The 17,082-nt window shown below is 70.0% G+C and carries 16 protein-coding genes and 2 rRNA genes (1 of these 18 cut by a window edge); 9 read left to right on the plus strand and 9 right to left on the minus strand.

Annotated elements, in window-relative coordinates; genetic code table 11:
* Window positions 1-140: 140 nt before the first annotated feature.
* Entirely contained in the window at window positions 141-1,139 is a 999-nt protein-coding gene (locus tag OIE69_RS19360; protein ID WP_326573178.1) for an inorganic phosphate transporter, read from the minus strand.
* A 5-nt stretch (window positions 1,140-1,144) separates the two neighbouring features.
* Entirely contained in the window at window positions 1,145-1,765 is a 621-nt protein-coding gene (locus OIE69_RS19365) for a DUF47 domain-containing protein (protein WP_026251102.1), read from the minus strand.
* A gap of 194 nt (window positions 1,766-1,959) precedes the next feature.
* Here OIE69_RS19365 and OIE69_RS19370 point away from each other — a divergent pair, with 194 nt between their 5' ends.
* Entirely contained in the window at window positions 1,960-2,346 is a 387-nt protein-coding gene (locus OIE69_RS19370) for a metal-sensitive transcriptional regulator (protein WP_089229419.1), read from the plus strand.
* On the opposite strand, the gene OIE69_RS19375 is transcribed toward OIE69_RS19370, so the two are convergent.
* Together OIE69_RS19375 and OIE69_RS19380 are read right to left on the minus strand one after the other, a co-directional pair.
* Window positions 2,343-2,549 (minus strand): hypothetical protein, encoded by a 207-nt coding sequence (locus OIE69_RS19375; RefSeq protein ID WP_089229420.1) that lies wholly within the window; start codon window positions 2,547-2,549, stop codon window positions 2,343-2,345. The two genes, OIE69_RS19370 and OIE69_RS19375, sit on opposite strands and share 4 nt — an antisense overlap.
* A 71-nt stretch (window positions 2,550-2,620) precedes the next feature.
* Window positions 2,621-3,475 carry a hypothetical protein gene (locus OIE69_RS19380; RefSeq protein ID WP_326581269.1) on the minus strand — a complete coding sequence of 285 codons (855 nt, stop codon included), beginning with the start codon at window positions 3,473-3,475 and terminating at the stop codon, window positions 2,621-2,623.
* A gap of 91 nt (window positions 3,476-3,566) precedes the next feature.
* Between OIE69_RS19380 and OIE69_RS19385 the strand changes: the two genes are divergently transcribed.
* Both OIE69_RS19385 and OIE69_RS19390 read left to right on the plus strand, forming a co-directional pair.
* Entirely contained in the window at window positions 3,567-3,722 is a 156-nt protein-coding gene (locus OIE69_RS19385; RefSeq protein ID WP_018559680.1) for a hypothetical protein, read from the plus strand.
* Window positions 3,723-3,825: 103 nt separating this feature from the next.
* Window positions 3,826-5,385: an FAD-binding oxidoreductase gene (locus OIE69_RS19390; RefSeq protein WP_326573184.1), complete on the plus strand. Its 1,560-nt coding sequence runs from the start codon at window positions 3,826-3,828 to the stop codon at window positions 5,383-5,385.
* Window positions 5,386-5,410: 25 nt separating this feature from the next.
* Here OIE69_RS19390 and OIE69_RS19395 read toward each other — a convergent pair whose 3' ends face one another.
* The gene (locus OIE69_RS19395; protein WP_326573186.1) at window positions 5,411-6,103 is read right to left on the minus strand and encodes a phosphatase PAP2 family protein; all 693 of its coding nucleotides are present in this window, start codon (window positions 6,101-6,103) and stop codon (window positions 5,411-5,413) included.
* 200 nt (window positions 6,104-6,303) lie between these two features.
* On the minus strand, window positions 6,304-7,242 hold the full coding sequence (locus OIE69_RS19400) for a C40 family peptidase (RefSeq protein ID WP_326581271.1): 939 nt from the start codon (window positions 7,240-7,242) through the stop codon (window positions 6,304-6,306).
* A gap of 391 nt (window positions 7,243-7,633) precedes the next feature.
* Here OIE69_RS19400 and OIE69_RS19405 point away from each other — a divergent pair, with 391 nt between their 5' ends.
* The 6 genes from OIE69_RS19405 (at window position 7,634) to OIE69_RS19430 (ending at window position 14,831) form a co-directional block, all read left to right on the plus strand.
* Entirely contained in the window at window positions 7,634-7,942 is a 309-nt protein-coding gene (locus tag OIE69_RS19405) for a hypothetical protein (RefSeq protein WP_018559685.1), read from the plus strand.
* A gap of 130 nt (window positions 7,943-8,072) precedes the next feature.
* Window positions 8,073-8,891, plus strand: coding sequence for a hypothetical protein (locus tag OIE69_RS19410; protein ID WP_326573188.1), 819 nt, complete (start codon window positions 8,073-8,075; stop codon window positions 8,889-8,891).
* The gene (locus OIE69_RS19415) at window positions 8,881-10,161 is read left to right on the plus strand and encodes a hypothetical protein (RefSeq protein WP_326573190.1); all 1,281 of its coding nucleotides are present in this window, start codon (window positions 8,881-8,883) and stop codon (window positions 10,159-10,161) included. Before OIE69_RS19410 ends, OIE69_RS19415 begins: the two co-directional genes overlap by 11 nt.
* On the plus strand, window positions 10,158-11,708 hold the full coding sequence (locus OIE69_RS19420) for an SCO6880 family protein (RefSeq protein ID WP_326573192.1): 1,551 nt from the start codon (window positions 10,158-10,160) through the stop codon (window positions 11,706-11,708). The genes OIE69_RS19415 and OIE69_RS19420 overlap by 4 nt, the downstream gene beginning before the upstream one ends.
* 157 nt (window positions 11,709-11,865) lie before the next feature.
* Window positions 11,866-13,245: an ATP-binding protein gene (locus tag OIE69_RS19425; protein ID WP_326581273.1), complete on the plus strand. Its 1,380-nt coding sequence runs from the start codon at window positions 11,866-11,868 to the stop codon at window positions 13,243-13,245.
* Window positions 13,246-13,259: 14 nt separating this feature from the next.
* Window positions 13,260-14,831, plus strand: coding sequence for a type IV secretory system conjugative DNA transfer family protein (locus OIE69_RS19430; RefSeq protein ID WP_326573194.1), 1,572 nt, complete (start codon window positions 13,260-13,262; stop codon window positions 14,829-14,831).
* A 10-nt stretch (window positions 14,832-14,841) separates the two neighbouring features.
* Here OIE69_RS19430 and OIE69_RS19435 read toward each other — a convergent pair whose 3' ends face one another.
* The 3 genes from OIE69_RS19435 to OIE69_RS19445 form a co-directional block, all read right to left on the minus strand.
* Complete coding sequence (locus OIE69_RS19435) at window positions 14,842-15,351, minus strand: GNAT family N-acetyltransferase (protein ID WP_326573196.1); 510 nt, start codon at window positions 15,349-15,351, stop codon at window positions 14,842-14,844.
* A 68-nt stretch (window positions 15,352-15,419) separates the two neighbouring features.
* Window positions 15,420-15,536: ribosomal RNA gene (gene rrf / locus OIE69_RS19440) — 5S ribosomal RNA — on the minus strand.
* A 97-nt stretch (window positions 15,537-15,633) separates the two neighbouring features.
* A 23S ribosomal RNA gene (locus OIE69_RS19445) occupies window positions 15,634-17,082 on the minus strand (it continues 1,673 nt past the right edge of the window).

The raw sequence follows: 17,082 nt of genomic DNA on the forward strand, positions 1-17,082 counted from the left end.
GGCCCGCCCCCCGTTCCGGGGGGCGGGCCCATTTGCGTCCCGGCCGGGGAAAGGCCGGAGGCGGCGGCCGATGTCCGGCCGCCGCCTCCTCCTCGTGTCTCTCCCGCGGTGCCCGCCGTGTTCGCGGGGCTGTGAACGGCTCAGCCGAAGGCCGCGTGCACCACGGCGTAGACCAGCGCCGCCACCAGCGCCGCGGCCGGCATCGTGATGAACCAGCCGGTCACGATGTTCTTGGCGACGCCCCAGCGGACCGCGTTGACCCGCTTCGTCGCACCCACGCCCATGATCGCCGAGGTGATGATGTGGGTCGTGGAGATCGGCGCCTTGAAGATGTAGGCGGTCGTGTAGAGGATCGACGCCGCCGTGGTCTCCGCGGCGAAGCCCTGCGGCGGGTCCAGCTCGATGATCTTGCGGCCGAGGGTGCGCATGATGCGCCAGCCGCCCGCGTACGTTCCGAGCGAGAGCATCGCCGCGCAGGCGAACTTCACCCACAGCGGGATGCCGTCACCCTCCTCCTGCACGTCGGCGATGGTCAGCGCGAGCACCACGACGCCCATCGTCTTCTGCGCGTCCTGCAGGCCGTGGCCGAGCGCCATACCCGCCGCCGAGACGGTCTGCGCGATACGGAAGCCGCGCTTGGCCTTGTGCGGGTTGGCCTTGCGGAAGATCCACAGGATGGCCAGCATCACCAGGTAGCCGACGACCAGGCCGACGATCGGCGACAGGAACATCGGCAGGATGATCTTTTCCACCACCCCGGACCAGATGACCCCGGTGCCGCCGGCCAGCGCCGCCCCCACCAGACCGCCGAACAGCGCGTGGCTGCTCGAGGAGGGCAGGCCGTAGTACCAGGTGATGAGGTTCCAGACGATCGCCCCGACCAGCCCGGCGAAGAGGATCGCCATGCCGGTCTGCCCGTGCGGCGTCTCGATCAGGCCCTCGCTGACGGTCTGGGCGATCCCGGTGCCGAGGAAGGCGCCGGCGAGGTTCATCACCGCGGCCATCGCCAGCGCGGCCCGCGGGGTCAGCGCCCGGGTGGACACGGAGGTGGCGATGGCGTTCGCGGAGTCGTGGAAGCCGTTGGTGTACGTGAAGAAGAGCGCGACGCCGATGGTCACGACCAGAGAGAAGGTCTCCACCGGGGTCAGGACTCCTTGACCGCGATGGTCTCCACGGTGTTGGCCACGTGCTCGAAGGCGTCCGCCGCCTCCTCCAGGACGTCCACGATCTGCTTCAGCTTGAGCACCTCGATGGCGTCGTACTTGCCGTTGAAGAGGTGGGCCAGCAGCTTGCGGTGGATCTGGTCCGCCTGGTTCTCCAGCCGGTTGACCTCGATCCAGTACTCGGTGAGGTTGTCCATGGTGCGCAGGTGCGGCATCGCCTCGGCGGTCAGCTCGGCCGCCCGCGCCAGCACCTCGATCTGCTGTTCGACCCCGCGGGGCAGTTCCTCGACCTGGTACAGCACGACCAGGTCGACGGCCTCCTCCATGAAGTCCATGATGTCGTCGAGGGACGACGCCAGGGAGTAGATGTCCTCGCGGTCGAAGGGCGTGATGAAGGAGGAGTTCAGCTGGTGGAAGATCGCGTGCGTAGCGTCGTCCCCCGCGTGCTCCGCGGCACGCATCCTTTCGGCGATCTCCGAGCGGGTGGCCGAATCGGCCCCGAGCAGTTCCATGAGGAGCTTCGACCCTGTGACGATGTTGTCCGCGGATGCGGCGAACATGTCGTAGAAGCTCGTCTCCCTGGGGGTCAGACGAAAGCGCACGTGAAGTCCTCGGAATACATCGGTTTCGGTCGCATTGATGCTAGGCGCATCATCCGGCAACAGCTAACCGGCGTCCTACAGTGTCGCTCATCGCCGCGGGTGCGCCCCAGCAGGGGTTCTCCGCGCACCCTCGCACATTGGGGCGAATTCGGTACCATATACCCGGCCGGGGTATAGGGGGCAGGAGGGACATCATGACGGTCACCGAGACCGGCGGCGCCGAGGAGCAGACGCAGTCGCCCACGGACGACGCCGGGCACGCCGACACCGCCGGGGACACCCACGGGCACGAGGCGCACCAGCACGGCTACGCCAAACAAAAGGACCAGCACCTCAAGCGGCTGCGCCGTATCGAGGGGCAGATCCGCGGTCTGCAGCGCATGGTCGAGCAGGACGTGTACTGCATCGACATCCTCACCCAGGTGTCGGCCGGCACGAAGGCTCTGCAGTCCTTCGCTCTGCAGTTGCTGGAGGAGCACCTGCGGCACTGCGTCGCGGACGCCGCGGCGAAGGGCGGGCCCGAGGCCGACGACAAGGTGGCCGAGGCCACCGCCGCCATAGCCCGGCTGCTCCGGAGCTAGCGGCCGGCCCCTGCCGGCCGCCGGGTCCCCTGCGCGGGCACGCGGGGGCCCACGTTCAGCACCTCGTCGATGCGCTCGGAACTCAGCCGTTCCTCGGTCGTCGCCGACGCCGCGATCATCAGTTCGCAGCACAGCTCGATCTCCGCGAGGGCCACGTGGACCTGGTCGTCCTGGTCCAGGAGCCACACCGCCACGTGCACCACCTCCTCCCCGCCCAGCGTAGGGACTGGTGCACGGTCCGTGCATGACACGGACGGACCATTTCGGCAAGCCCTCAGGGGCCGGTCGCAGAAACGATCTTCCCCGTGTAGATGTCGGTCGCCCGGGGCAGCGTGACCCGCACCGGCGCCCCGAAACCATACATGCCGGTCGTCGAGACCACCGTGACCTGCGCCGGCGCGCTCCGTACGCCGGCGCCGCCGCCGTTGCTGAAGGTGAAGCGCTGCCGCACCTTGCGCAGCCGGCCCTCCTCGTCGAGCCAGGCGTCGAACGGCACCCGGGTCACGGTGAAGCCCTCCGCCGCGGCCGCGAGCTCCGCCCGTACCAGCGGGGAGGCGACGCGTGCGGCGTCCGCGATGTCCGTGACCCCCTGGTAGTGGCGCACCCGCACCCCGTCCAGGGTCTCCGCCCCGGTCTGCCGCACGTCCCGCGCCGCCCGCAGCAGCTCCGCGGCCACCAAGGGATCGGTCGCGCCGCCCGTGACGAGGTTGCCGTCCGGCAGCCGGGTCGTGTCGACCCGCACCCACTTGTCGGCGGGCACGCCCTCGCCGCGGTTCTTCATGTAGAGGGCGCCAGGCGTCAGCAGCTCCGTGACCGGCTCGTGCTCCACGGCCCCGGCCGCGTCCGGCGGCAGGACGACCTTCAGCCTGCCGCGCCGCTCGGCGTAGTCGAAGGATCCGCTGCCCCTAATGGCGATCTTCGTTCCGCCGCTGGCCATCTCCATCGACGTGGCGACCTTCGAGCTGCCCTCGGCGACCAGCGAGTCCACCGCCTGTCGCAGTGTCTCCCCGGCGCCGACCGGGAGGTTGTCCACGTCGGCGGCCTCGCCACTGGCCGAACACCCCGCCACCGCCAGTACGCACAACCCGAGACCCACGGCTGCCGCAGTCGCCCGGCCGAGCTGCCCCATCTCCGCCAACCCCCCGCACCATGCCGCGCCTCGGACGTCGTGGGGCATAACGAGGTGCAGGGCACCGCGTCACGGCCGGTAGCTTTGTTCCGTGCCTCCCAGCGACCCGGCCCCGCCCGCCCACCGGGCGACCACCTCCGACAAGGGCGCCTTCTCCCACGCGACCTGCGTCTGCGGCTGGCGGGGCCCGGCCCGCCGCGCCCGCGACCGCGCCCGCCGCGACGCCTCCGAACACGAGCGGGGCTGACGCCGGCCCGGCGCACGTCACACTCCCCACCCGCAACCGGTCACCTGTTCCCCACCGTCCTCACGGACGACCACACGGGGGAAGCGGAGCGGGAGGCCCCACCTTGAACCGACGAACTTTGATCCGCGGCGGCGCAGGCGTCGCCGCGGCGGGCTGGCTGACCGCGGCCTGCACCCCGGAGAGCGGCCGCCCCGCCCACGCGGGCAGCCCCGCGCCCGGCACTCCCGGCGCCGCCACGACGCCCGGCGGAACGCCCTCACCCAGCGCCTCGCCGACCGTCCGCCCCGACTGGAAGGCTCTCGGCCACACCCTGGACGGCCGCCTCGTCCTGCCCGACGACGCGGACTACGGCACCGCCCGCCTGCTGTACAACACCCGCTTCGACGGACAGCGCCCCGCCGCCGTGGCGTACGTCTCCGGCACCGAGGACATCCGCGAGTGCCTGGACTTCGCCCGCCGCACCGGCGTACCCGTCTCGGTCCGCAACGGCGGGCACTCCTACGCCGGCTACTCCGGCGGCAAGGGCCGGCTCGTCCTCGACGTCTCCTCCATGGCCTCGGTGGGCCTCTCCGGCGGCACGGCGACCATCGGTGCCGGGGCGAAGCTCATCGACGTCTACACCCGGCTCGGGGCGAGCGGGCGCACGCTGCCGGCCGGCTCGTGCCCGACGGTCGGCATATCCGGCCTCACCCTCGGCGGCGGTCACGGAGTGCTCAGCCGCGCGTACGGGCTGACCTGCGACAGCCTCACCGGCGCCGAGATCGTCACGGCGGGCGGCCGCGTGCTGCGCTGCAGCGCCGGCGAGAACCCGGAGCTGTTCTGGGCGCTGCGCGGCGCGGGCGGCGGCCAGTTCGGCGTGGTCACCCGGCTGACGTTCGACACACAGGCCTCCCCGCAGGTCGTCACCGGCTACCTGAGCTGGCCCTGGAGCAAGGCCGCCGCCGTCCTGCGCGCCTGGCAGGAGTGGGGGCCCACCCAGCCCGACGAGATCTGGTCCGCCCTGCACCTGGACAAGTCGGGCACCGGGTCCCCGCAGATCAGCATCGCCACCGTGGGCATCACCTCGCGCGACGGGCTCGCGAACGCCGTCGACCGGCTCGCCGACCGCATCGGGGCCTCCGCGACCACCGTCTCCCTGCACCCGCGCTCGTACCTCGACGCGGCCCTCGCCTACGCGGGCTGCTCGAACCTGAGCACCGCCCAGTGCCACCTGCCCGGCACCACGCCGGGCCGCAGCCCCTCCGGCCGGCTCGGCCGGGAGACCTACGCGGCACGCTCCGACTTCTACGACCGCTCGCTCTCCGCCGCCGGCATCCAGACCCTCCTGTCACAGGTGGAGGGGCTCCGCTCCGGCTCCGGCAGCGTCTCGCTCACCGCGCTCGGCGGCGCCGTCAACCGCGTCTCGCCCACGGCCACCGCCTTCGTGCACCGGCGCTCGCGCTTCCTGGCCCAGTACATAGAGGCACCCGGCACCACGAACTGGCTCGCCGGGCTCCACACGGCCATGCGCCGTCACGCCTCCGGCGCCGCCTACCAGAACTACACCGACGCCACGCTGACCGACTGGCGCACCGCCTACTACGGCTCGGCCGCCGACAAGCTGACCCGGCTGAAGGCCCGCTACGACCCCACGCGGCTGTTTGCCTTCCAGCAGGCGCTCTAGGCCGCCCGCACGCCGGCGGCGGCCGTCAGGCGGCCAGGTCCTTGTCGACCGCCGTTGGCTCCGGGTACGGCTCGCCCCGGCGGGCCTCCGGCCGGCCCGGCGCCGCCTGCACGAGCACGCCCAGGCGGGAGTCGGCCACGGCCTTCGTCAGCGGGGTGAGCAGGGCCAGCGCCGCCGGGGCGAGCAGCAGCGCGACGGCCGTGCCCAGGGCGAAGCCGCCCAGCACGTCGGTCGGGTAGTGCACGCCCATGTAGACGCGGCAGAAGCCCTCGGCGAGAGCGACGGCGACGGCGGCCAGGCCCCACGTGCGGCTGACCATGAACACGCCCATCGCGACGGCCATCGTCAAGGTGGCGTGGTCGCTGACGAAGGAGAAGTCGGTCTTCCCCTCCACCAGGACGTGGATGCCCTTGTGCTCCAGGAAGGGCCGCGGCCGGTCCACGAAGTTCCGCAGCGGGATGTTGAGCACCAGCGCGACGGCCGCCGCCAGCCCGGACCAGATCACGCCCGCCACGGCCGTCGGCGCCTCGGCACCGCTGCGGCGCGCCACGCGCCACCAGCACCAGCCGGCGATCAGCACCATGAGCAGGATCAGGCCGTACTCGCCGACGGCCTCCATCACGCGGTCCAGCCAGCGCGGGGCGTCCCTGGCGAGCCCGTTGATGTCGCGGAGCAGGCTGACGTCGGGGTTCGAGCCGTCAAGCGAGAGCTCTGCCACCGGTGTCCCCTATCTGTCTTCCGCCGCACCCCCGTGCACGTCCGTGCGGGAGCCGATTCTCCCCCGTCCAACGGGCGGCACGGTACGTCGCGTTCCGGTCTCCACCGGATGATCACCAAGGTGTTATCGAAGGGAGACACGTTCCCGCATGCCGGGGCGGGATGTTCACCCACAGCGACGCCGCGGCGGGCGCGCGACGGTCACACCGCCGCGGCGCTCGCCGCCGTCACACGCGTCGCCCCGATGTAGTCCGGGGTGTCGATCTTGTCGAAGCGGATCACCGCGCCCGTGTAGGGGGCGTTGATCATGTAGCCGCCGCCGACGTAGATCCCCACGTGGTGGATGGACCGCGGGTCGGTCAGGTCGTACGCGAAGAAGACCAGGTCGCCCGGGAGCAGCTCCTCCCGCTTCGGGTGCGGTCCGGCGTTCCACTGGTCGTTGGCCACGCGCGGCAGCTCGATCCCCACCGAGTGGTACGCCGCCTTCGTCAGGCCCGAGCAGTCGAACCGGCCGCCCTGCTCCGGCGTGCCGTTCCCGCCCCACAGGTACTTCGTCCCCAGCTTCTGCTGGGCGTAGTAGATCGCGCCCGCCGCCTGCCGCGACGGCCCGACCGGGCCCACGGGCGCCGCGAAGCTCTTCTGCAGCGTCGTGATGATCCGGACGTAGTTCTGCGTCTCGCGGATCCTCGGCACCCCGCCGGACCGGATGACCCGGTACGCGCCCGCGTTGTAGGCGGCGAGCATGTTCTCCGTCGGGTTCCCCGGGACATCCTTGACGTAGCGGGCCAGCTCGCAGTCGTACGAGGCCGCCGAGGGGATGGCGTCCGCCGGGTCCCACACGTCGCGGTCGCCGTCACCGTCGCCGTCCACGCCGTGCGTCGCCCACGTGCCGGGGATGAACTGCGCTATCCCCTGCGCCTGCGCGGTGCTCTGCGCCCTCGGGTTCCAGCCGCTCTCCTGGTAGAGCTGGGCCGCCAGCAGCGCCGGGTCGATGGCGTCGCAGAGGTTCCCCCACTTCTGCACCAGGTCCTGGTACGCCGCCGGCACCGCCCCCCTGGCGAGCGTCACCGCCCCGCCCCCGCCCGTCAGCTTCGCCGCCACCAGGTACGTGCCGACGACGAGCAGCATGACGAACGACATGAAGAGGCCGCCCACGACCCCCGACACCAGCCAGGCCTTCCGCGCGGTCCGCGAAGCCGCCGTCACCCGCCCCACCCCTTCGTCACATCACCCTGCCCGGCGCGGAAGGTGACGGTGCGCCAGGCCCTGGGGAGCATCCCCACCCGCAGCGCCGCCAATCGTTGCCCTCCGCTCACCACCGTGATACACAGAGTAGTCAACAAAGTCTCATCGAACACCGGATCGCACGCCAGTGTGTCCAGTCTGACGGTTGCGGCCCGGATCACATTGGGGAATCGGCTGAGAAAGTCGCCGAGTCGACATACGACGGCGACATCCTCCGCCAAGATAGACCTTGGCTCCTTGCGCCCCGGCGAGGACGTCAACTGATCTAGCGTGGTGGTGAGTTCTCATGTTCCTGGCAGCCGAGAAGGGCGACATCAACACCATCATCGGTGGTATCGCCCCGGACTGGGGGCCTTTCGGTTCCCTGGGGAACGAAGCACGCGTCATGATCGAGGTGGTCATGGCAGTGGCGATCCTGCTCTGCCTGGCCATCGCGATCTGGGGCGCGGCGAAACAGCGCATCGGAGCGACGGCGCTCCGCGACACCTTCAGTGCGGAGCAGGGCAAGGGACTGATCATCGCCGGCCTGACCGGCGTGTTCATCATCGGCTCCCTCGGCACGCTCTTCACCATCGTCTACGGGATGGCGGTCTAGCGACCACGCGTCGGACTCCGCACCATCCCCCGCGCACTGTCCCCAAGGGGCCCGTCCCGGCCCCGCACCCCACCCGAGGCTGTCTGCTGATGCCCACTCACCCGATGACCCCCGAGGGGGCGAGCCCCCGATGAGCCTCGGCCAGGACGGCCCCCCGACCCGTACCCGTCTCCCCGAGCCCCCGCCCGGCACGGGCGGCCCCGCCCGCCGCCCGCAGCGCTCCAGCCGCAGCCTCGTCACGGTCGTCGGTGTCGTCGTGCTCCTCATCGCCGCCATCGCCTTCGCCAACCGCGGCGGCGGCTCCCCCTCCGACTCCCCCGGCAGCGGCGCCCAGGGCGGCACCTCCAACGGCGCCCGCTCCCAGCCCACGTCCCCCACCGGCACGAAGCCGGTGGACGGCAAGAACGCGGGCATCCCGACGGGTTACGCCCGCACCGACCAGGGCGCGGAATCCGCGGGGGCCAACTACGCGGTGGCCCTGGTGTCCGCCGACATCCTCAACCCGGACCGACGGCACCAGATCGTGCAGCGGCTCTTCACCGACGGCACGGTGAACGAACTGCAGGCCAAGCTCGACAACGCCTACTCGACGGACTTCCTCGCGAAGCTCGGCCTCGACGAGAACGGCAACGCGGCCGAGGGCATGGTCTACGTCTCGCGGACCGTCCCCGTGGGGACCACGACCACCGACTTCCGCGGCGACACCGCGACAGTGGAGGTCTGGTGCACGGGAGTGTTCGGGACCGCAGGCGAGGGCTCCACGAACCCGGTCGTCAACGACTGGTTCACGATGACGCTCAAGCTGCGCTGGGCGGACAATGACTGGAAGGTCGAAAGCTTCTCCCAGAAGGACGGCCCCGCGCCGGTCAACAGCGACCGCACCGCATCGACCGCCGACGAGATCGCCAACGCCGTGAAGCAGTACGGGGGGTTCACTTATGCCCGGTAGCCAGCGCCGTGCCACCACGATCGGCGCCGCCCTGGTCACCCTGCAGACGGCGGCGGTACTCCTGTCGGCACGGGCCTTCGCGGCTCCGTCCCCGACCCCCTCCCCGTCGGGCGGCAAGGACGAGTGCGAACTCATCGTCGGCCCCGCACGCGACTACTGCGAAAGCGGCAACGGCTCCGGCCACACCCCGTCCGTCGCGGACTCCCTCGACCCCCTGGACTCGCTCGCGCGCGGCTGCGCCGACGCCGCCGCCTGGGTCATCGACGGCCTCTCCGAAGCGGTCAACAAGACCGCCGCCGTGGACTTCACCAACAAGGCGTTCCTCACCCAGTACGCCGTCGTCTTCGCCGCCTCCACCTTCCTCACGCTCCTCCTGTGGCTGCTGGCCGTCGCCAAGCGCGCCGTGCGCGGGGTGCCGCTCACGGAGGCCCTGACCGAGGCGGTCGGCTTCCTCTGGCTCACCGTGATCGCCTCCGCCTTCACGCCGCTGATCCTCTACACCGTCGTGTCGGCGACCGACGGCATCACGGAGGTCATCGCCTCCGGCACGTCCGCCAGTACGGACACCTTCTTCGGCTCGTTCCAGGACGCGTTGACCAAGGACTCCGACATCGGCGGCGGCCCGATCATGCTGATCGTGGTCTCCCTGGTGTCCGTGCTCGCCGCCGGCGTCCTGTGGCTCGAACTCGTCATCCGCGCCGCGCTGCTGTACGTCGGCGCCCTGCTCGGCACCGCCGTGTACTCGGGCCTGGTCGACAAGAACATGTGGCACCACGTGCGCCGTTGGGCCGGGATCATGATCGCGGTGATCCTGGTCAAGCCGGTGATCGTGGTCGTGCTGGGCCTCGCGGGCGCGCTCAGCGGTTCCGACGGGCCCACCGCGTTCGGCGCGGTCGTGTCGGGTCTGGCCATCATCCTGCTGGCCATCTTCGCCAGCGCGATGATCTACCGCTTCGTCCCCGGCTTCGGCGACGACGTGGCCAGCCTCCGCAGCAACCGCAAGGCGAGTGCCGAGTCCCAGGCCGCCGCCGTCATCTCCTCCCCGGCCGCGCTGGTGAAGCAGGGCATCAAGACGCACAGCACCCGCGGCGGCCCCCAGGAGCAGGCCACGGGCGGCGGCGCACAGCCCGCCAACGCCGTACCCAGCGGCATCGCCGCGCACAGCAGCCGCAACGGCACCGCCCCGGCACCGGCCCCCGCGCCGCGCACGAACCCTGACCGCGGCAACGGCGGCGGGCCCAGCAAGACAGCAGGAGGCGAAAGCCGGTGACGTCCCAGCCCTACGCCCCACCGCAGCAACGCCGTACGTACCTGATCGGCAAGGCGCGTCCCAACGCCATCGTCGGCAAGAACCGCGAGACCGGCGAGATCACCCTGATCATCGCCGGCGCGTTTCTCGGCATGATGTGCGGCCTGCTGATCCCCGTACTGCCGCTGCGCATCCTCGGCCTGACGGGCTGGCCGCTGCTCGCCTTCGCCGCCGTCTACATGCCGTACCGCCGCCGCACCTTCTACCGCTGGTTCGAGATCAACCGCAGCTACCGCCGCACGCTGCGCTCCGCCGCGACGTACCGCTCCGCCGCCGCGGAGGCCGGCACCCGGCTGGAGGGCCGCGAGGTGGAGATCGGGTCGCCGCCCGGCATCGGCCGCATCACCTGGCTGTCGGCGCCCTTCGGCCCGGACGAGATCGCCGTGCTGCTGCACGTGGACCGGCGCACCGTGACCGCCGCCATCGAGATCGAGGGCCCCGGCGTCGGCCTGCGCGACAGCGAGGACCAGGAGGCCCTCGTCGAGCGCTTCGGCACCCTGCTCAAGCACGTCGCCAACGGGGACGGCTTCGTCACCCGGCTGCAGATGCTCGCCCGCACCCTGCCCGCCGACCCCGACGCCCACGCCAAGGACGTCACCCAGCGCGGCGACGACCGCGCCGAGCAGTGGCTCAAGGACTCCTACGACCAGCTGCAGTCGATGGTGTCGACCTCGTCCGAGCAGCACCGCGCCTACCTCGTCGCGTGCATGCACTACAGCCGCGAACTCGCCGCCGAGGGCAGCGCCATCGCCCGCGCCGCGGGCGGCGGCCGCAAGACCCTCGACAAGGACGCCGGCATCGCCGCCGTCATGGCCCGCGAGCTCACCGACATCTGCGCCCGCCTCACCGAGGCCGACATCCGGGTCCGCCAGCCGCTCGGCCAGGCGCGGCTGTCGTCGCTCATCCACTCCATGTACGACCCGGACCACCCGATCGACCACATCCAGGCGATGACCCGCCGCAACGCCTGGCCCGCGGAACTGGACGCCACCGAGCCGACCTTCCTCCAGGCCAAGACCCGAGAATCGGCCACCCGCGCCCCCTGGTGCCACTCCACGGCCTGGGTCAAGGAGTGGCCGCTGACCCCCGTCGGCGTCAACTTCATGGCACCGCTGCTGGTCCACACCCCGGACGTGATCCGCACCGTCGCGGTCTGCATGGACCTCGAGCCGACCGACGTCGCCATCGAGCGCATGCTCACCGAGAAGACCAACGACGACGCCGAGGCCAGCCGCGCCGCCAAGATGAACCGCGTCGTCGACCCCCGCGACATCGCCCACCACTCCCGCATCGACCAGCGCGGCGAGGACCTCGCCTCCGGCGCGGCGGGCGTGAACCTGGTCGGCTACATCACGGTCTCCTCCCGCTCCCCGGAGGCCCTCGCCCGCGACAAGCGCACGATCCGCGCCTCGGCGGGCAAGTCGTACCTCAAGCTGGAGTGGTGCGACCGGGAGCACCACCGGGCGTTCGTCAACACGCTCCCGTTCGCGACCGGCATCCGCCGCTGAGGGACCGGGAGGTAGCACCATGCGCCTGTGCGCACTTGACGCTCCGTCTCCAGGGACGGCGCTAATGGGAAGGACGACAGGGACAACGATGCCACGCCGGAGCCTGCGCCCCGGGCGCGACGACCGCTGACGCCGAGGAGGCGCTCCACCCATGCCCATGCTGGACCCCCTCGCAGCGATCACCGACGCCTTCACCAGCTTCCTCTTCGGCAAGGTGGAGACCACCCGGCTCCCCGTCCGCACCTCCACGGGCCAGGCCCAGGCCGTCTACATGCCGACCGCCGCACCGGGCCTCGGCGACTCGGGCGTGATCATCGGCCGCGAGGTCTACTCCGGCAAGGGCTACATCTACGACCCGTTCCAGCTGTACGGGCAGCAACTCCCCGCCCCCCACTGGCTGGTCCTGGGCGAGTCCGGCAACGGCAAGTCCGCCCTGGAGAAGACCTATGTCCTGCGGCAGCTGCGTTTCCGCGACCGCCAGGTCGTCGTCCTGGACGCGCAGGGCGAGGACGGCGTCGGCGAGTGGAACCTCATCGCCAAGGCCCTCGGAATAACTCCCATCCGCCTGGACCCGATGGCGGCCCTCGACGGGGGCATCAAGCTCAACCCGCTCGACCCGGCGATCACCACCACGGGCCAGCTCGCGCTGCTCCGCACGATCATCGAGGTCGCGATGGGCCGCGGCCTGGACGAGCGCTCCGGCTTCGCGCTCAAGGTGGCCCACGCGTACGTCCACGAGACGGTCGACGACCGCCAGCCGATCCTCACCGACATCGTGGACCGGCTGCGGCACCCCATGGCCGACTCCGCCGAGTCGATGAACGTCGACCTGGAGGACGTCCGCGCCTGGGGCCTGGACGTCGCACTCGTCCTGGACCGGCTCGTCGACGGCGACCTGCGCGGCATGTTCGACGGCCCGACGACCGCCGGCATCGACCTCGACGCCCCGCTGATCGTCTTCGACCTGTCCCACATCGACCGCAACTCCATCGCCATGCCGATCCTCATGGCGATCGTCGGCGTCTGGCTGGAGCACACCTGGATCCGCCCCGACCGGAAGAAGCGCATCTTCCTGGTCGAGGAGGCCTGGCACATCATCAACAGCCCTTTCGTCGCCCAGCTCTTCCAGCGCCTCCTGAAGTTCGGCCGCCGTCTCGGCCTGTCCTTCGTCGCCGTCGTCCACCACCTGTCCGACGTCGTGGACGGAGCCGCCGCAAAGGAGGCCGCGGCGATCCTCAAGATGGCCTCCACGCGCACCGTCTACGCCCAGAAGGCCGACGAGGCGCGCGCCACCGGCCGCGTGCTCGGCCTCCCCCGGTGGGCGGTGGAGATCATCCCCACCCTCACCCCCGGCATCGCCGTCTGGGACGTCAACGGCAACGTGCAGGTCGTCAAGCACCTCATCACCGAGAGCGAGCGGCCGCTGGTCTACACCGACCGCGCCATGACCGAGGCCTCGGACGACGACGGCACGGACGGGTACGACGAGCCGCGGGTCTCCCTCGACAAGCAACTGGCCGACGACGCGGTGGCCTGAACGGGGACCTGACCATGGCGAGAGCGCAGCACCACGGGCAGGAGCGCGAGGGCGGGATCCCCGACGGGCTGATCCTCGGCGTCATGGGCTTCCTGCTCGGGATGACCGTCCTGGTGTGGACGGGCACCGGGATAGCCGGTCTCGTCTCCCACGGGGCGTGGCCCGCCGAGGTCCACTTCACCCGCACCCCCGTGGCCATGCGCCACCTCATCGCCGAGCCCCACGACATCGCCGGGGCCTGGCGCCCCGCCCCGCCGGAGGGGCTGCCCGGCTCCGGGCTGTTCTGGGGCGTGTTCATCGGGCAGTTGATGGTGCTCTTCGTCCTCACGGTCTTCGTGATGGGCGTCATCGCCCGCACCCGGCTGCGCCACGCGGCGCGCCGTACGGCCGCCCTGAAGGCCGCGGAGGCGGCCCTTGAGCCCGAGACCCCGGTCCGGCCCCGCCAGGCCCCGCAGCGGCCCGTGGAGGCCCCCGCGGCGGTTGTCACTCCCGAACCCGAACCCGTACCGGTGGGCCCGGCCGCCGCCGCGCCCACGGCCGGTCCGGCAGGACCCTCCGTCACCACCGACCACGAACTCACCCGCACCTACGCGGCCTTCGCCGCCCTCCGCAGCGACAAGGGCAAGCGCCTCGTTCAGCCGGCCGTCCTCAACGCGGCGGGCCCGGTCCTCGTCACGACCGCCGATCCGGACACCTTCCACCAGACCGTCGGCAACCGCGCCAAGCTCGGCCCGGTCCACGTCTACGACCCGGCCCACCTGGTCGACACCCCGGCCCGGCTCCGCTGGGCACCGCACTCCGGGTGCGCGGACGTCCCCACCGCCGTCACGCGCGCCCGCGCCCTGCTCTTCCCGGTGCGGCCGCGCGCCGCGGTCGACGCCGCGATGTTCGACGCAGCCGAGACCCTCCTGCGCTGCTGGCTGCACGCGGCCGCCGTCGACGGCCAGCCGTTCCGCCAGGTCCACCGCTGGGCGGGCGGAAGCTCGGGCCAGGACGCCGTCCGCATCCTGCGCACGCATCCCAAGGCCGCCTCGGGCTGGAGCGGTGAACTCGAGTCCGTCCTCCACGCCCACACCCACCGCCGCGACGCCGCCCAGGCCCTCGTCCACCGCGCCCTGGAGTCCCTCAACTCCGTCCACATCCGGGACGCCTGCAATCCGGGACGCGCCGACGGCCTCGAGCTGGAGTCATTCCTCAAGGATCTGGGCACGCTCTATGTGGTGGGCGAGCCCAACGAGGACCCGCGGACCCACCCGGGTGCGATGCCGCTGCTCACCGCACTCGTCTCCAGCGTGGTCGAGCACGGCCGGCGCATGGCCGCAGGGTCATCCTCCGGTCGGCTCGACCCACCAATGACCCTCGTGCTGGACGACATCGCCGCCCTCGCGCCGATCCCGGAACTCCCCGACCTCCTGGCCACCGGCACGGCCGCGGGCCTGCCGACCCTGGCCGTGCTGCGATCCCCCGAACAGGCCCGCGACCACTGGCGCGGCCCGCTCTGGCACCGCGCCGACACCCGCCTCGTCCTCGGCACCCAGCCCCCGGCCCTGCTCGACGAGGTCCCGGACGCCGTGCGCTTGCCCTAGCGGCCACGCCCTACGGCCGCCCCAGCTCCATCTCGTACTCGGTCTGCGACTCGTCCAGCGGGAACGCCATCGTCCTCCCCGTCCTGACGAAACCGAGCCGCTTGTAGAAGACCTGCGCGCGGTGGTTGTCCTCGTGCACCCACAACCGCACCCGCCGCACCTGCTCGGGCAGTTCCCACGACCACGCGATCGCCGCACCCAGCAACTCCGCGGCCAGTCCGCCACCCCGGAACTCCGGCCGCACGTACACGCCGACCAGATGCGTCTGCGGGACGTCGAACTCCTCGCCCGTCTCGACGAGTACGGACACATTGGCGACGCGCTCGCCGGCCTCGTCCTCCGCGATGAACGACTGGGTCCGCGCCCGCTGCTGCCACACCTCGTCGCCGAACGCCGCCTCGGTGTCATGGGTGTTGACGAAGGCGAGGGCTGCGGCAGGATCCTTGAGCGCCTCCAGCCGCAGGGCCCGCTGCGCACGCCATTCGTCGGGGCGGGACGTGCGTATCGTGTAGCTGCTCATACCGCGATCGTACGCAAAAAAGCCCCGGCTCCCGAGTGATTAAACTCGGGAGCCGGGGCTCAATATTTGTTCGGCGGCGTCCTACTCTCCCACAGGGTCCCCCCTGCAGTACCATCGGCGCTGAAAGGCTTAGCTTCCGGGTTCGAAATGTAACCGGGCGTTTCCCTAACGCTATGACCACCGAAACACTATGAAACTGTACGAACCGGCACCAGCCACCCCACAAAACAGCAGGGGCCGGGGTTCGTTGTTTCAGAACTACACAGTGGACGCGAGCAACCTATGGACAAGCCCTCGGCTTATTAGTACCGGTCAGCTCCACCCATTACTGGGCTTCCACATCCGGCCTATCAACCCAGTCGTCTACTGGGAGCCTTAACCCCTCAAGGGGGTGGGAGTCCTCATCTCGAAGCAGGCTTCCCGCTTAGATGCTTTCAGCGGTTATCCCTCCCGAACGTAGCCAACCAGCCATGCCCTTGGCAGGACAACTGGCACACCAGAGGTTCGTCCGTCCCGGTCCTCTCGTACTAGGGACAGCCCTTCTCAAGACTCCTACGCGCACAGCGGATAGGGACCGAACTGTCTCACGACGTTCTAAACCCAGCTCGCGTACCGCTTTAATGGGCGAACAGCCCAACCCTTGGGACCGACTCCAGCCCCAGGATGCGACGAGCCGACATCGAGGTGCCAAACCATCCCGTCGATATGGACTCTTGGGGAAGATCAGCCTGTTATCCCCGGGGTACCTTTTATCCGTTGAGCGACGGCGCTTCCACAAGCCACCGCCGGATCACTAGTCCCTACTTTCGTACCTGCTCGACCCGTCAGTCTCACAGTCAAGCTCCCTTGTGCACTTACACTCAACACCTGATTGCCAACCAGGCTGAGGGAACCTTTGGGCGCCTCCGTTACTCTTTAGGAGGCAACCGCCCCAGTTAAACTACCCACCAGACACTGTCCCTGATCCGGATCACGGACCGAGGTTAGACATCCAGCACGACCAGAGTGGTATTTCAACGACGACTCCACAATGGCTGGCGCCACCGCTTCACAGTCTCCCACCTATCCTACACAAGCCGAACCGAACACCAATATCAAGCTATAGTAAAGGTCCCGGGGTCTTTCCGTCCTGCTGCGCGAAACGAGCATCTTTACTCGTAGTGCAATTTCACCGGGCCTATGGTTGAGACAGTCGAGAAGTCGTTACGCCATTCGTGCAGGTCGGAACTTACCCGACAAGGAATTTCGCTACCTTAGGATGGTTATAGTTACCACCGCCGTTTACTGGCGCTTAAGTTCTCAGCTTCGCCCCACCGAAATGGAGCTAACCGGTCCCCTTAACGTTCCAGCACCGGGCAGGCGTCAGTCCGTATACATCGCCTTACGGCTTCGCACGGACCTGTGTTTTTAGTAAACAGTCGCTTCTCGCTGGTCTCTGCGGCCACCACCAGCTCAGGAAGTAAATCCCCTCACCAGCAATGGCCCCCCTTCTCCCGAAGTTACGGGGGCATTTTGCCGAGTTCCTTAACCATAGTTCACCCGAACGCCTCGGTATTCTCTACCTGACCACCTGAGTCGGTTTAGGGTACGGGCCGCCATGAAACTCGCTAGAGGCTTTTCTCGACAGCATAGGATCATCCACTTCACCACAATCGGCTCGGCATCAGGTCTCAGCCTCAATGAGTGGCGGATTTGCCTACCACTCGGCCTACACCCTTACCCCGGGACAAC

This window comes from Actinacidiphila glaucinigra, assembly GCF_035918135.1.
GTDB lineage: Bacteria > Actinomycetota > Actinomycetes > Streptomycetales > Streptomycetaceae > Actinacidiphila > Actinacidiphila glaucinigra.